This is a genomic window from Bacillota bacterium (assembly GCA_013178305.1).
Taxonomy (GTDB): domain Bacteria; phylum Bacillota; class Sulfobacillia; order JABLXB01; family JABLXB01; genus JABLXB01.
In genome coordinates this window covers 158,510-172,901 of the sequence record JABLXB010000008.1, presented here as the reverse complement: position 1 = coordinate 172,901, position 14,392 = coordinate 158,510, and the positions used below count along the sequence as shown (strand labels likewise).

Here is a 14,392-nt window from a genome sequence, read left to right as displayed (position 1 = left end):
GCTCACTTGCCCCCTTTCGCCCTGGCCAGTTCGGCCTTGGATATCTTTATCCATTGCACCAGAGGTAACCTCGCTGGGCACTCGTAGGCGCACGCGCCACACTCTATGCAGGCCGTGGGCGAGTAACGCTCGGCGAGGTCCCACCTCGATGCCTCGGCGTACGTTTTGATGTACAGCGGCATGAGTAACATCGGGCAGGCGCGCACGCACCGGCCGCATCTTATGCAGTTCGATGGCTCTTCAAGGTTGGCCTCGTCCTTGCCCAGGACCAGGATGCCCGACGTGCCTTTGACCACGGGAACAGCCGTCGTGTACTGGGCGATCCCCATCATCGGGCCGCCCGCGATTATCTTGGCCGGTTCACCGGCAAGGCCGCCGCACTGGCTGATAAGGTCCTCGAACGTGGTGCCGATGCGTGCCCTCAGGTTCGCCGGCTCCTTGACAAGCGACCCCGTGACCGTCAGTACGCGCTCCACGAGCGGCATGCCGGTGCGTATCGCCGTGGCCACGGCCGCCGCGGTCCCGACGTTGTTCACCACGACCCCGACGTCCAGGGGGAGACCCGGCGGAGGCGGCACCTCCCGCCCCAGTACGGCCACGATGAGCTGCTTCTCGCCGCCCTGCGGGTACTTCGTCTTCACAGCCACCACGCTGAGGTTCGGGAAATCGGCGATCACTTTGCCCATCGCCTCGATCGCGTCGGGCTTGTTGTCCTCGATACACACGATCCCCTTCTCCACACCGGTGGCCTTCATCAGGGCCCTCATACCGTGGACAATCAAGTCCGCTTCCTCAACCATCAGACGGTGGTCGGCGGTGAGATACGGCTCGCACTCCGCGCCGTTCAGCAGGAATACGTCGATTGGCTTGCCCGCGGGTGGGCTGACCTTAACGCTCGTCGGGAACGCCGCGCCGCCAAGGCCGACGATACCCGCCTCGCGGATGACCCGCCTGAGTTCGGCGGCATCCAGCGAATCCAGGTCCCCGGCCGGTTTCACCGATGGGTCCACCTCGAACAGCCCGTCCGATTCAATCGCGACCGACATCACGTCGCGGCACAGTACGGGCTGCGGCCTCGGTTCGACCGCGGTGACCGTTCCCGACACGCTCGCGTGCACGGGCGCGGACACAGCCGCCTTGCTGTCGCCGATCCTCTGGCCCACGAGCACCCTCTCGCCCTTCTTGACAAGTGGTTCACAAGGCGCGCCCGTGTGCTGGTGCAGCGGTATCACCACCGACGCCGGGTCGGACGCCTTCCTTATGGGATTGTGCTCGGTCCGGTGTTTAGAATGCGGCGCATGCACCCCACCCGGAAAGGTCCTTGTATCCACCCCCGAAATCACCTCTCACCATCTTAGCTTCGTGCCGGACAAACATTATAGCATAATAGACAGAAAATTACCGCCCCCCTGTTTCTGGGGGCGGACCTGGCGGTTTCCAAACCGGTTATGACGGCAACCAAAGAGTGGAACCCTCAAGCCCCAAGCCGATTGGTTCTTGGTGACCCGCGGAATTCCTGCCGGCTGTCAGTCCTTGGGGAGCGTTCCAATCGCCCGTTCGTAGCCCAGCACCGCCCCTGCGATGTCGCCCAGAATGGATGGCGCCGGTTGGCCCGACGACGCGGCGGCGCTCAATGAAGCGAGCGCGCTGGAAGCGTGGTCAAGCAGGCCTTCGGCCGCCTTATGCACGGCTTCACTGCCCGCCGGCGCCTTCGCAGCGGACAGCTTCTGCCTGGCGGCGTTAACCACCGAGGCTGCCTCCACGATGTCCTTGGCATCGGCGCGCCTTCCCGCTATGTATGCGTCCGCCGCCTTGAGCGACCTGTCTATGCCCGACCACGACGCCTCTATCACAGCCTTCAGGGCTTCTCCGTACTCGTCACCCGGGGCCGTAAAGGACGAGCCCTGAATCTCGTACTTGCCCACCATCGCCTCGAAGCCCTTCGATTTGACCGACTGGACCACCCTGTTCGCCGACTCCGAACTCGGGAGGAGAGCCACGATGACGCGGTACTGGTTCGTCCCCACGATTGCTGCTGGAATTCCAGCCTTCTTCAACGAAGCGGCGAGCCTGTCCGCGTTGGCTTTCACGCTGAAGAGCCCGGCCTGCACCCTGTAGAGGCTCATACCCGGCGCGCTGAGAGTGACGACCGGGGCGGGCCTCTGCGCCTCCTGCGGGGGCGGGAGTTTGTCCTTGACGGCCGGCGGCGTGAGGGACGAAAGCGATGACATGAAGAACTTCCCCAGGAAGTAACCGCTGGCTATAGCTACGGCGCCCAGGACTATCACGAACAGCAGGAATGGAACGTAGGAGCCGATCGAGGAACTTCCCCTTCTTCTCACGAGCGTTACCCCCCCGGCTGGACTGCGGTGATGGCGCACCGGTGAACCTCGTTGCCGGCCTGGTCGCGGAACACGAACTCGACTCTCTCCCCCGGGTGGAGGCCCTCCCTCCACACTGCTACCACGTCGGATGGATACGTCATGACCAGCGTCACGAGATCCCCGGGCGCGGGATCGCGGATGGCAAGGTTGACGACGACCTGATTGCCCTTTCTCTCGATCTTGCCGATCCCCACCGAGAAGCCGCCGCTCCTGCACAGGCCGCGGTGGACCCCGACCACGAACATCCTCCTGAAGTCGATGCCCTCCGCGAGGTATTCGTCGCCATATATGGCCAGCATCTCGGCGTGGCTCTGGATGATGTGGAAGGCCGGCGCTGCGAACACACGGGGGAACTCGCCGGCCTGGACGTCAAGGCGCTGGAACTTCAACGCCTGCACCCCCGTTACACGAGCGCGTCATTTTCAACTCTATTCCGGTCTGACTGGAAAATTCCTGCCAATTTAGAACGAGCTTCGCCGATGAGGTAAAGCGACCCGGTCACGCAAAGGAGATCTCCGTGACCGACCAGGCTAAGGCCCTTTTCGATGGCTTCGGCGATGCGTGGTTCAACGTGCACGGAGACCGGGAAATGGCGAACCTTTTCCGCAAGCACCTCGGGCGGAAAGGCGCGTGGAGAGTTGGGTCTTGTCACGATAACCTCGTTCGCGAGCGGCACGAGCTCCGCCAGGATGTCGTCCGCCACCTTGTCCGCCAGTATACCGATGACCATTACCATCCTGCGGTGTGGGATGATGTCGCGTATGGCCGCCGATAGCACCCTCGCCCCGTCCTGGTTGTGCGCTCCGTCAACCACGACTACGGGCGACCTGGACATGATCTCGAGCCGCCCCGGCCACCTCACCCCGGCGAGCGCGCCGCGTATCGACCTCTCGTCCACGCAGGCTCCTATTTCCGACAGGAGTTCGAGGCACGCGACAGCGGTCGCCGCGTTGGCCTGCTGGTGACGGCCGAGGAGGGCGATTCCAACGTTGGAGTATCTCCCGCGCAGCCCAACCAGGTCGATGGTCTGCCCATCCAGCGAGCACCCCTTCTCGCTCCAGGTCACGTCGCGTCCAACGCGCACCACCCTCGATCCGGTATCGCCGGCAACCTTCTCGATCGCGGCGATGGCCTCGGGGACCTGCGGGGAGGTTACAACGGGGACTCCCCGCTTGATGATGCCGGCCTTCTCGTACGCGATCTTCCCCAGCGTGTCGCCGAGCCTCTCCATGTGGTCGTAGCCGATGGCAGTGATGACCGACACCATCGGAGTGATTACGTTCGTCGCGTCGTACCGGCCGCCCATGCCGACCTCAATAGAGGCGAAATCGACCGCCTCGCGGGCGAAATATTCGAACCCCATCGCCGTCACGATCTCGAATTCCGTCGGGTGGTCGTATCCTTCGCTCAGCATTGTGTCGACCGCGCCACGCACGGTTGAAGTCAGTTCCGCGACTTTCGGCTTCGGGATGTTGCTCCCGTTGATGCTTATCCGCTCCTCGAACTCCTCGAGAAACGGAGATATATACCGCCCAACCTTGTAGCCCGTTTCTTCGAGCCCCCTGGCTACCATGGCCGTCACGGAGCCCTTGCCGTTGGTCCCCGCTATGTGCACAGATCGGAACCGTTTCTCCGGGTTACCTAGCAGCGCCATGAGGCGCTCGATCCTCTCGAGGCCGAGCCTCGAGCCGAACCGCTGCAGGCCGTGCAGGTACCGCATTGCCTCGTTGTAGTCCATATCGTATCCCATGTCCGGCTTCTCAAGGCCGCCTCGATCAGGAACCGGAGATGGTCAGGATCCTCCCTTCCAGCATTCTGACCTTCTCGTCCAGGGTCCTCTGCTTCTCGGTCTCTTTTTCGACGACCTCCCTGGGCGCCTTCTTCAGGAACTCGGCGTTCGCAAGACGTGCCCCCGTCTTCTCAAGCTCCGTCTTCGCCTGTCCGAGCTCCTTGCGCAGGCGTTCGATCTCCTTGTCGACGTCGATGAGCCCCTTCAGCGGCAGGAATACCTCCGCCCCGGGAATGACCGCTGCGAGCGCCTGCCTGGGCCTCTCCCCCGACATCTCCAGGCGAAGAGGGGAAGCGTGTGAGAGAGCCGCGACCCTATCCTTGATCGATTCCAGGGTATCCAGGGTCTCCGCGGACGAGGCGTTGATGAATACCTCCGCGTCCTTCCCGGGCGGAACGTTGATTTCCGCCCTGAGATTACGCGCCGCCCTCACCGCCTCCATGAGGAGGGACAGCGCGCGCACAGCCGCCGCGTCCGGCAAGGCCAGGCCCGCGCCGCGGGCCACGTCCGCCGCCTCGGGCCACCTGGCTGTAACGATGCTCTCGCCCTCGTGCGGGAGCGCCTGCCATATTTCTTCGGTGATGAACGGCATGAACGGGTGGAGCAACCTGAGTACCTGCTCCAGCACCCGCACCAGGGTCCACTGGGCTGCGGCCCTGGTCGACCCACGGGCGTGCAGGCGCGGCTTCACCAGCTCGATGTACCAGTCACAGAACTCGCTCCACACGAACTCGTACAACACGCGGCTGGCCTCTCCCAGCTCATACCCGGCGATCAGGCGGGTCGCGCTAGCGGTTACCGCCTCAAGCCTGCTGAGGATCCACCGGTCCTCGAGCTCGAACTCCGCAGGCCGCGGCGTCACAGCAACCGCGCCGGCGCCGCCCCCGCCCGCGGGTCCACCGGCGGCGTCGCCCAGGTTCATGAGGACGAATCTGGACGCGTTCCATATCTTGTTGCAGAAGTTCCTGTACCCCTGGACCTTCTCCCAGAACCAGCGCTGGTCGCTTCCCGGCGTGTTGCCCGTGACCAGCGTAAACCTGAGCGTGTCGGCGCCGTAGTCCCTGATTACCTCCAGCGGGTCAACGCCGTTGCCGAGTGTCTTGGACATCTTGCGGCCGAGGGAGTCCTTTATCAGCCCCGTGATCAGCACGTCGCTGAACGGCTTCTTCCCCATGAACTCGAGGCCGCTGAAAATCATCCTCGCGACCCAGAAGAAGATGATGTCGTACGCCGTCACGAGCACACTCGTCGGGTAGAAGTATCGTAGCTCGGGTGTGTCGTCCGGCCAGCCCAGGGTGGAGAACGGCCAGAGCGCCGACGAGAACCATGTGTCGAGCACGTCCGGGTCCTGCTCCAGCCGGTTGGAACCGCACGCGCACTTCTCGGGCGGAGTCCGCGCCACAATCGTTTCGCCGCAGTCGAGGCAGTACCACGCAGGTATCCTGTGACCCCACCACAGCTGCCGCGATATGCACCAGTCGCGTATGTTCTCCATCCAGCCCAGATACACTTTCGTGTACCTCTCGGGTACGAAGCGCACGTCCCCGTCCTTGACAACCTTAATCGCGGGCTCGGCCAACGGCGCCATCCTGACGAACCACTGCGTGGTAACGAGCGGCTCCACCACCGACCGGCACCTGTAGCAGTGCCCGACGGAATGGCCGATTGGCTCAACTTTGACGATGAAGCCCCCGGCCTCGAGCTCCTTGACGAACTGCTTCCGGCACTCGTACCTGTCGAGCCCCTCGTACTTGCCGGCCGCGGGGGTCATCCGGCCGTCCTGCCCGATCACCTTGATGACCGGCAGCTTGTGCCGGACCCCCGCCTCGAAGTCGTTCGGGTCGTGCCCCGGCGTGACCTTGACGGCGCCGGTGCCGAATGCTGGGTCGACGTACTCGTCGGCGATCACGGGTATCTTACGCCCCACGTGCGGGAGGATCACCATCCGCCCGACGACGGACCTGTACCGCTCGTCCGATGGGTGGACGGCGACCGCCGTGTCGCCCAGTATCGTCTCGGGCCTCGTGGTAGCCACCTGGATGTAGCCATCGCCCTCTGCAAAGGGGTACCTGACGTACCAGAGGCTCCCCTCCACGTCCTCGTGTTCTACTTCGATGTCCGAGATGACCGTGCGGCAGCTGGGGCACCAGTTGGTGATGTAGTCGCCGCGGTATATCAGGCCCTTCTCGTACAGCCTGACGAACACCTCGATGACCGCGCGCGAGCAACCCTCGTCCATGGTGAACCTTTCGCGCGACCAGTCGCACGAACAGCCCATCCGCTTGAGCTGCGAGACTATCGTCCCGCCGTACTTCTCTTTCCACGCCCATGCCCGCTCGAGGAACTTCTCCCTGCCGAGTTCGTACCTGTTCGTGCCCTCTTTCGCCAGCATCTCCTCGATCTTCATGTGCGTGGCGATGCTGGCGTGGTCGTACCCGGGAAGCCACAGCGTCTCGAACCCCCTCATGCGGTGGAACCGCGTAAGGATGTCCTGGATCGTGTTGTTGAGCGCGTGGCCCAGGTGAAGCGAACCCGTGATGTTGGGAGGCGGAATGACTATGCAGTATGGCTGCTTGTCCGCGTTGACCTCCGCCCTGAAGTAGTGCTTATCGAGCCAGTGCCGGTACCACTTCTCCTCGACCCCGGCCGGATCGTACACGCTCGGAATGCCTTTCGAACCCATAGCGAATCCCCCTAATACAGTGATCAAGAATGCCCTTCCGTCCCAAGGACGGAAGGGCGAACTCTTCCGCGGTACCACCTCGATTCCGGACTCATGACCGGTAAGACCGGCGCGTCCGGCGCTCTTGGCTGTAACGGGCTACCCGTCCCGCTCCAGGGTGACCTTCGCGACTCGGGCCTGAGAGGCATTCCACCCGTGTGCCCCTCTCTCTGCAGGCTCCCCGCCGCTACTCCTCCCTATCAACGCGCTGCATATCACACATTCAAAACAATTATATCCAACAGGGGGGTGGTGTCAAGAAAACGAGTTCGCGCAGACCGCACGGGGGTACGCCTGAACCAGTGGGGCCGGTAATTACGCCAGACGGCACGACATGAGCAGCAGGTCCCCCGCAACATTGGAGGACCGGCGGAGGATGCCTTCCTTCCGGAAGCCGCACTTCTCGTAGCAGCGGATAGCGCGGACGTTGTCGGGGTCGACCCTGAGGTACACTTCCTTGAAAGCCGCCTTGCGCCTCATCATGTCGAGGAGGCTGGTGATGGCCCTTTGCCCGAAGCCCCGGTTCCGGAATCCACCGTCCCCGATACAGATGCGAACCTCGAGGCTACCCGCCCTGTAGTTGATGTTCTCAAGGACGATGTACCCTATCGCCGCCGTCCCTGCCTGTATGACATATACCTTCCTGCTCCTGCTCTTCCTTACCAGAAGGAACCACTGTCTCGCCTCGCCCGGGGATGAGAACCGTCCGCCCATCCAGCGCCTGACCTCACTGTCGGTCTCCCACGCCATCAGCCTGTCTACATCTTCCGACGTGAACGGCCTCAGGGTCAGTTCAGGGGCGCCGGCCAATCGTCATCTCCCCCTCTAGCAGGTTCGCAGCTACGAATGCGGGACCAAACGACTGCTAGATTCGACGCCCCGCCCGGCCCTCCTTTATGTAAATTGAGGCAGCCCGGGCAGGCTCAGATCTGTTCTTCGCGCCATCGGAAGGCTACAGCGTGATATAATGAGCCAGAGCGAGGGCCGCCCCTTACGACTAAGGATACAAAGGGGGCTGGCGGGTGAAGAAGCTCGTCCTTGTCGTAATCGTAGTGCTGATTCTCGCACTGGCGGCATGGTTCGCCGGATTGGACAGGTTTGCCCGAAAGGAACGCCCTTACGGAGGTGTCGCCGGTGACTAACCAGCAAATTGCCAGCTCCTTCGCTGGACTCTCCACTCCCCTGGTTGCGGACGCCTGCATACGGGCGAAAGTCCCCATCCGGCTGGCGCCGCCGGGTATCCGACCCCTGTTGCCCGGCAGTCGCATCGCGGGGCGAGCCTTGCCCGCCAGGCATTACGGGAGCGTAGACGTCTTCCTCGAAGCAATGATGGCCGCCGGGGACGGGGACATCCTCGTAATCGATAACGGCGGGAGGCCGGACGAAGGCTGCATTGGGGATCTGACGGTCCTAGAGGCTCGAGCTTCGGGACTGGCCGGGATGGTGGTCTGGGGCTACCATCGGGATACCGACGAGCTCCTCAGGATCGGCTTCCCCGTATTCAGCTACGGCGCGTGTCCTGCAGGCCCTCAACGACTCGACCCGCGGCCCCAGCAGGCTCTGGACTCGGCGAGTTTCGGCGATATCGAGGTCAAAAGGGAAGACTTTGTATTTGCCGACTCGGACGGGGTCCTTTTCGTCCCCGTATCAGCCGTCGCGTGGGTTCTTTCTGCAGCGCTGGAAATCCACAAGACGGAGCGGGAGCAGGCCCAGGCAGTGCGGACGGGCAAGACCCTTCGCCAGCAATTCCGGTTCGACGATTACCTGGCGCGGCGCGCCAACGACCCGTCGTATACCTTCCGGCTGCACTTGCGCGCCCTGCGAGCAGCAATCGAAGAATAGCCACGACCCGATAACACGGGGCGGCACAGATGAACGAAAGAGGGCTCCCCGGTGGAGCCCTCTGCTCATCGTATCCGGTCGCCGTAACGGCGCTTTCCGGCTAGGCGGTCTGCAACAGCGCGTGAACCTCCAGAGCGCGGGACGAGAGGTGCGTGAGCCCGTATCTCTCGATCGCGGCCTCGAGTATCCCGCAAACGAGCCAGTTGTAGCTGATACCCGCAACCTCGGCCGCCCTGCACAGGTCGCTGAAGTGCGGCGTGAGCCCCGGCAGCGGGTTGATCTCGAGGACGTTCGGCACGCCGGCCCTATTCAACCGCACGTCCACACGCCCCACGTCGCGGCAGTCGATCGCCTTGAAGGCCGCAATTGCCGCGGACCTGATGGACTGGGCTTCTTCGGGCGTCACGTTCGCGGGGCACGCGTAGAAAGTGTCCTCGTCCTCGAACTCGACCTTGAACTGCCTGGAATACACGGCCCCGTGCTCCTTGGGCACGCGGTCGAACAGGATCTCCCTTATCGGAAGCGCAAAGGGGTCCTTGTTCCCAAGGATCCCCACAGTGAACTCGCGTCCCTCCAGGAACTCCTCCACCAGCGCCGCCTGTTTGTAGAACCTTCGCACGTAGTCCACCTGGAAGCACAGTTCGTACTCATCGCGGACCACCGAGTTCGGCGAAACGCCCATGCTGGACCCTTCGTGCGCCGGCTTTACAAACAGCGGGAAACACATGCCTTCACTGGTAATAGGATCACCGGAGTTGAACACTCGGAATTTCGGGGTCGGGACGCCGTGGAAGGCGAAAACCTTCTTGGCCATCGGTTTGTCAAGGCTCAAGGCAAGAGTTAAAACACCTGAACCCGTGTACGGTATCCCCAACATCTCAAGCATCGCTGGAATGTGTGATTCCCTGCTTTCACCGTGGAGCCCCTCGCAGATATTGAAGGCGATGTCGATCTTCGAGTTCTTCAGCCTGTAGAACGCACTCTCATCGCCTTCAAGGAACACTGTCTCATGTCCGCCCCATTTGAGAGCCTCCGCGATAGCCATCACCGTTTGCTCGCCGTCCAGCTCGGCGTTAATGTCGGGAGGCTCACCTTCCTCGGGAGGGTCGTATTTCCCGAGGTTGTACAGCAAACCTACGGTTGCCATCTTAACTTATCGTCCTCCTGATGATTCATTGGGGATGGTTTGGGGATTTACCTTGTCTCAACTTTTGCCTTCGTAAAATCCCTCCCCTGCCCGAAGGCCCCGATTTTCAGGTTCATTATTGCATGGTCGATCCCCATTGTCAACGCAGGATTTCGGGCCTCATGAAGGCTCTCGTGGCGGCACGGACAGCCTCGAAGGAAAAGCCGCCCGGTTGGGCGGCTCAAGGCCGGTTGAACCTGGAAACCGTTCAGTTTGGGCTCTCGATGACTGCGAGCGCATGCTTCAGTACATCGTCCATGTGTTCGACGAACACGAAGTTCATTTTCTTCTTGATGTTCGGCGGCACTTCCTCCACGTCTTTCTGGTTCTCTTCCGGCATGATCATGGTATCTATGCCCGCGCGGTGTGCGGCCAGCACCTTCTCCTTGATGCCCCCGACCGGCAGGACCCTGCCACGAAGGGTTATCTCGCCGGTCATGGCCACGTCGTGCCTGACGGGTTGATTCGTCAGCGCACTGACCAGCGCCGTCGCCATAGTAATGCCGGCGCTGGGGCCGTCTTTCGGAATGGCTCCCTCCGGCAGGTGAACGTGAATGTCCATCTTCTCGTGGAAATCCTGTTCTATCCCGAATCTGCCCGTGCGAGACCGGACGTAACTGAACCCCGCCTGGGCGGACTCCTTCATGACGTCGCCAAGCTTGCCGGTGAGCATCAGGTTCCCGCGCCCCTTCATGAGCGAGACCTCTATTGGCATCACGTCACCGCCGACGTCCGTAACCGCGACCCCCATGGCTATGCCCACACCGTTGTCTTTCTCCGCCTTGCCGAACCGGTACCTCTGCACGCCCAGGTACTTCTTGAGGTTGCGGCCGGTTACCGTGATGGGCCTGCTCCGGCCCGCGACAATTTCCTTCGCAGCCTTGCGGCAAATCGAGGCGATCTCCCGCTCGAGGCTGCGCACACCCGCTTCCCTCGTGTAACTCCTGATTATCCCCCTCAAGGCGCCCTCACTGAGGCGTAGATTGTCCGTCTTGAGACCGTGTTCCTTGAGCTGCTTCAGGTACAGGAACTTCTCGGCGATCTTGACCTTCTCTTCCTCGGTGTACCCCGGGATGCTGATGACTTCCATCCTGTCCAGGAGCGGCCTCGGTATGTTGTGCGCCACGTTGGCCGTCGTTATGAACATCACATTCGACAGGTCGAACGGTATCTCGAGGTAGTGATCGCTGAACGCGGAGTTCTGCTCCGGGTCCAGCACCTCGAGCAGGGCCGACGCCGGGTCGCCGCGGAAGTCCGAGCTCATCTTGTCGATCTCGTCCATGAGGAATACCGGGTTCTTCGATCCCGCCTGCTTCATGCCCTGGATGATGCGCCCGGGAAGGGCGCCGACATACGTGCGGCGGTGGCCCCTGATCTCGGCCTCGTCGCGAATACCGCCGAGCGAGATCCGCACGAACTTCCGCTTCAGCGCCCTGGCGATGGACTTGGCGAGCGAAGTCTTGCCGACGCCGGGCGGCCCCACGAGGCACAGTATCGGGCCCTTCATCCTTTGAACGAGCTGTCTGATGGCCAGGTACTCGAGTATGCGTTCCTTGACTTTCTCGAGTCCGTAATGGTCCTCCTCCAGTATCCGCTCCGCCACGTTGATATCCAGCCTATCTTCGGTCTGAAGGGACCACGGCAGCGAGACTATCCAGTCGAGGTACGTCCTCACGACGACCGCCTCGGCCGCCATCGGAGGCATCTTCTCGAGGCGTTCGACCTCCTTGAGCGCCTTCTCCTCAACGTCTTTCGGAAGGCCGAGCTGGGTGACCCTGTGCCTGTACTCGTCCACCTCGCCGGGTTTGTCTTCGCGCTCGCCTAGTTCCTTCTGGATCGCCTTCATCTGCTCCCGGAGATAGTACTCTTTCTGAGTTTTCTCTATCTGCTTCCGCACGCGAACACTGATGCGCTTCTCCAGGTCGGCAAGCTCCGATTCACGCGTTATGATCCCCAGCACGATCTCGAGGCGCTCACGCACGCTGAAGGCCTCGAGTATGCGTTGCTTATCCTCATTTCTCAATGGCAGGTGCGCCGCTATCGTGTCCGCGAGCCTGCCCGGCTCCTGTATGCTCATGACCGAGATCAGCGCATCCTGGGGTAACTTCTTGGAATTGCGGACATACTGCTCGTACTCCTGGAGCAGCGTCTTCATCAATACGTCTATCTCGTGACTCCGGGTGTAATCGTCCGCCATCTCGAGGGCGACAACGCGGAAGCACGGGTCGTCCTGCAGGTACTCCTCCACGGTGACCCTCGCCTTGCCCTCGACGACCACGCGAACGTTGCCGCCGGGGTTACGCGCGACCTGCTTCACCTCGGCGAGTGTGCCAACGCTGTATATATCCTGGGCTGCCGGTTGATCGACCTCGATCTCCCGCTGCGTCGCGAGGATGAGCAGCCTGTCCCCGGTGAGCGCTTCGTCTACCGCATTGACCGACTTCTGCCTGCCGACTTCGAGGGGTACCACCATCCCGGGAAAAACGAACACGCCTCTCAGGGGCAGAAGCGGATATTCTTTGATCCTGCGTTCGGGCATTCAGGAACCCTCCCAAGCCGTCAACCAAGAAGTATACCTGAGACAATTTTACTACGGAATCGCAATCTCCTGCATAATCAAGACGGCGTGTAGGCGTGGGTATTTTATGTAAACGGAGTCACTTAGCGGAAGAGCCATGCTTATCAGACAGCCTTCCCGGCGGCCTCGTCACAGGGCGACTTGCGGTAGGATGAGGGGAATGCGGGCGCGTGACGCAACAGCGATTTCTCCATCACCTCCCCGATGGTCTCAACCGCGATGACCTCAATGCCGTGCTCATCCCTGTACATCTCCTGCCAGTTGTCTTTCGGGATGAGCACCCTCGACGCGCCGGCCTCCTGAGCGGCGGCAACCTTCGCGACGACCCCGCCCACCGCCTTCACGATGCCACGTATCGAGACCTCACCGGTCATCGCAACGCCATTGTCCACGGGGATCCCCGTGATCGAGGAGTATATGGCCGTGGCCATGGCAACGCCGGCGGACGGCCCGTCGACCGGTATCCCGCCCGGGAAGTTCACGTGTATGTCGTAGTCATACGGGTCGACGTCCATCACGCACTTCAACACGGTCATCACGTTCTGTAGCGAGCCCATCGCCATGCTCTTTCGCCGCAGCGTGCGGCCGATGCCTCCCATCTCTTCCTCCTCGATTACACCGGTCACAGTGATCTTCCCTTTACTGCGAGCGGCGGCGGCCGTCGTCGCCACCTCTATTTCGATCAGCATTGCCATGTTGGGGCCATATACCGCCAGGGCGTTGGCGACGCCTACCTGGGGCTTGTCGCCGATCTTCTTCTCAGGCCTCGGGCTGTGCTGGCCGCTGTTGACCACCCACTCGACGTCCTCCGCCTTTACGACGTTGCGCCCGTCGGAGAGGGCGATCCCCGCCGCCAGTTGGATGAAGTTGACCGCCTCGCGCCCGTTCGTCGCGAACCTGCGTATGACATCCAGAGCCCTGTCCTCGAGCCCGTACTCGATCTTCTTGGCCGCGTTTCGCGCTATCTCCGAGACCTCCTCGGGCTTGAGCGGCCGGAAGTATACCTCGAGGCAGCGCGACCGGATCGCCGGCGGTATCTCCTCCGGCACCCTCGTGGTCGCTCCGACGAGCCTGAAGTCCGCCGGCAGGCCGTTTTCGAATATGTCGTGGATGTGGCTGGGCACATTCGAGTCCTCGGAACTGTAATATGCGCTCTCCAGGAAAACGCGTCGGTCCTCCAGCACCTTGAGGAGCTTGTTCATCTGGATCGGATGGAGTTCCCCGATCTCGTCTATGAACAGGATGCCACCGTGCGCCTTGGTCACCGCACCCGGCTTGGGCTGGGGGATACCCGCCATTCCCAGCGGTCCGGCCCCCTGGTAAATCGGGTCGTGTACCGAGCCTATGAGCGGGTCGGCGATGCCACGCTCGTCGAAGCGGGCGGTCGTGGCGTCTATCTCGACGAACCTGGAGTACTCCTTGAACGGCGAGGCGGGGTTGCGCTTGGCTTCCTCCAGTACGAGCCGCGCAGCCGCGGTCTTCCCGACGCCGGGCGGGCCGTATATGATGACGTGCTGTGGATTCGGCCCGCACAGGGCCGCCCGCAGCGCCTTCAGGCCCTCGGACTGGCCCACCATCTCCTCAAAAGAGCTGGGTCTTGTCTTCTCGGACAGTGGCTCGGACAGCGAAATCTCCCTCAGCTTACGGAGCTTCTCGACTTCCTTCCGGGATTCGCGTTCGACCGCGACCTTGTTCCCCTGTTGCGATTTGAGGAGGTTCCAGAAGTAGAGGCCGATGACCACGGCGAAGAAGAACTGGATGTAACCGAGAATGCCTGCGGAGACGTTCAATCACGAGCCCCCCACAAGTGTGTCTTCCGTATTATCCCTCGCGAGGGGGGCTTTTAGACCGCAATCGAGACGTCCATGGTAAGATATAGCGGTGGAGGGAG

At 62.1% G+C, this 14,392-nt stretch carries 10 protein-coding genes; 1 reads left to right on the top strand and 9 read right to left on the bottom strand.

Features of this window, described 5'->3' with window-relative positions:
• Positions 1-2: 2 nt before the first annotated feature.
• The 6 genes from rsxC to HPY55_14940 form a co-directional block, all read right to left on the bottom strand.
• Entirely contained in the window at positions 3-1,331 is a 1,329-nt protein-coding gene (gene rsxC, locus HPY55_14965; GenBank protein NPV71905.1) for an electron transport complex subunit RsxC, read from the bottom strand.
• A 195-nt stretch (positions 1,332-1,526) separates the two neighbouring features.
• Entirely contained in the window at positions 1,527-2,342 is an 816-nt protein-coding gene (locus HPY55_14960; GenBank protein NPV71904.1) for an SPOR domain-containing protein, read from the bottom strand.
• A 5-nt stretch (positions 2,343-2,347) separates the two neighbouring features.
• Entirely contained in the window at positions 2,348-2,773 is a 426-nt protein-coding gene (locus HPY55_14955; protein ID NPV71903.1) for a protease complex subunit PrcB family protein, read from the bottom strand.
• Positions 2,774-2,787: 14 nt separating this feature from the next.
• Positions 2,788-4,122 (bottom strand): bifunctional folylpolyglutamate synthase/dihydrofolate synthase, encoded by a 1,335-nt coding sequence (locus HPY55_14950; GenBank protein NPV71902.1) that lies wholly within the window; start codon positions 4,120-4,122, stop codon positions 2,788-2,790.
• Positions 4,123-4,159: 37 nt separating this feature from the next.
• Positions 4,160-6,856 (bottom strand): valine--tRNA ligase, encoded by a 2,697-nt coding sequence (locus tag HPY55_14945; protein NPV71901.1) that lies wholly within the window; start codon positions 6,854-6,856, stop codon positions 4,160-4,162.
• A 354-nt stretch (positions 6,857-7,210) separates the two neighbouring features.
• Positions 7,211-7,705: a GNAT family N-acetyltransferase gene (locus HPY55_14940; protein ID NPV71900.1), complete on the bottom strand. Its 495-nt coding sequence runs from the start codon at positions 7,703-7,705 to the stop codon at positions 7,211-7,213.
• A 339-nt stretch (positions 7,706-8,044) separates the two neighbouring features.
• Between HPY55_14940 and HPY55_14935 the strand changes: the two genes are divergently transcribed.
• Complete coding sequence (locus HPY55_14935) at positions 8,045-8,737, top strand: RraA family protein (protein NPV71899.1); 693 nt, start codon at positions 8,045-8,047, stop codon at positions 8,735-8,737.
• 100 nt (positions 8,738-8,837) lie between these two features.
• Here HPY55_14935 and HPY55_14930 read toward each other — a convergent pair whose 3' ends face one another.
• The 3 genes from HPY55_14930 to lonB all read right to left on the bottom strand — a co-directional run bounded on the left by HPY55_14930 (position 8,838) and on the right by lonB (position 14,291).
• Positions 8,838-9,884, bottom strand: coding sequence for an ATP-grasp domain-containing protein (locus HPY55_14930; protein ID NPV71898.1), 1,047 nt, complete (start codon positions 9,882-9,884; stop codon positions 8,838-8,840).
• A 247-nt stretch (positions 9,885-10,131) separates the two neighbouring features.
• Positions 10,132-12,462: an endopeptidase La gene (gene lon, locus HPY55_14925; protein NPV71897.1), complete on the bottom strand. Its 2,331-nt coding sequence runs from the start codon at positions 12,460-12,462 to the stop codon at positions 10,132-10,134.
• A 143-nt stretch (positions 12,463-12,605) separates the two neighbouring features.
• Positions 12,606-14,291, bottom strand: coding sequence for an ATP-dependent protease LonB (gene lonB / locus HPY55_14920; GenBank protein ID NPV71896.1), 1,686 nt, complete (start codon positions 14,289-14,291; stop codon positions 12,606-12,608).
• Between the last annotated feature and the right edge of the window lie 101 nt (positions 14,292-14,392).